Source organism: Aminobacter sp. J41 (assembly GCF_000526635.1).
In the GTDB taxonomy this organism is placed as follows: domain Bacteria; phylum Pseudomonadota; class Alphaproteobacteria; order Rhizobiales; family Rhizobiaceae; genus Aerobium.
Genome location: NZ_JAGL01000099.1, coordinates 1 through 1,414, shown reverse-complemented (window position 1 = coordinate 1,414; position 1,414 = coordinate 1). Strand labels below are relative to the sequence as shown.

Genomic DNA, 1,414 nt, shown 5'->3' with positions numbered 1-1,414 from the left:
CCCGCGGCATCGTCATAGGGCTACTCCTAGGATTATCCCTAGGACTTCCGACGTTCGCCCTCAGCCCGCAAGGCGGCCTTCACCGGAGGGGTACCTCCGGAAAGCGGATGGACGGGTTTGTAAGCGGAAGAGTGTCGGAGCGCTGCGTTCACGTGGCCGTGTCCAATATGACCTTGGCTTGAGAAGGGTAGACTACGAGTACGGAGTGCAGGAACTTCAGAAGCTCGGCGACATCAGCGTTTGCCGTTTGACAGTTCGGTAGTCAGCCGATCACCACCTCCCCCACCTGCAAACCTACGTGTACCCCGCGGGCCCTCCCGCCCCTCTGTACACTGGGCCGCACACCAGCAGAGTGGACGGGAGACGGGAACGTCCATCTCCGCTCGCCGAGGATTGATTGGACTAGACCGGACTTAGGCAGAACGCGGCTCCTGGGCGAGTGGCTCAAGCTAATCGGGATTCTGTGGTCGTTCCCGCTGCCCTACGCGCTCTTCTCCATTCCCTCCAGCATCGACTCTTCGAGCTACCCACCGCGATACCCCGCGTCTTCAAGAGGCCATGCATAGGTAATGTTCGTCATGTGGCCGGGTGCATGTTTCCAATGGAAGATCAGGGTGCCGCTCGGGTAGTGAACGATCACACGCTCGAAGAGTTGTCGCAGCATCGCATTAGCTCTCTCAATGTCGATGGTCTCCCCCAGTATCACTGCCACCAGCGCCTCCCCAGTCTGCGTGATGCGGTTGGTAATCGTGTCCGCAATCCTACGCTCAATTTCTGACAGATATGCGCGCACCCGATCTCGTTCGGCTTCGGTTTCTCTCAATCGATCCAACAGTGCGGCAGAGTGTCCAGCTTGCGCGATCGCTTGGACAATTCGTTCAATCTCGTCCTCAAGCACATCAAGGTTCGAGGAAAACTGTTCCCAACGCCCTTGAAGATCTTCGGCTGGAGAGGGGGTCTGACTTACAAGCCACTCGACATTTGCGACGATGGCTTGCGTTACTTGATCGAGCCGGACTTTACGAAACGTGCAGCCCGCGCCTGCCTTAGCTCTGGTGCATAGAAGATACGGCTGCCCCCCCTTCTTGCCACCCTTCATGATGCGGGTCATGGTGGACCCGCAGTGCGGGCACTTCGCCAATCCTGCTAAGATATTGGCAAGCGTACCCTTCCCCTTGGTCGAGGCTGTACGCTTGCTCGTCAGCGAGGCAACTTGCTCGAAAACCTCGCGGCCTACAACTGCGGGGAAATAATTGGGAATCGCGGAGACGGGTACACGCACCTTCTTCCCATTGACGATGTCGATCCTATGCGGAGTGAACGATGGTGTCCCACCGCGTGGTGTAACTGACGGCATTGGTCGCCGTGCTGTCCGGCTTGGCCGGGTTGGTCAGCGTGCTGCTACTGCTGGCAG

Annotated in this window: 1 protein-coding gene; it reads right to left on the bottom strand. The window is 58.4% G+C overall.

Translation table 11 applies throughout. The features are described 5' to 3' along the window. Positions 1-523: 523 nt before the first annotated feature. Positions 524-1,282, bottom strand: coding sequence for a zinc ribbon domain-containing protein (locus L630_RS0120685; protein WP_051473418.1), 759 nt, complete (start codon positions 1,280-1,282; stop codon positions 524-526). Between the last annotated feature and the right edge of the window lie 132 nt (positions 1,283-1,414).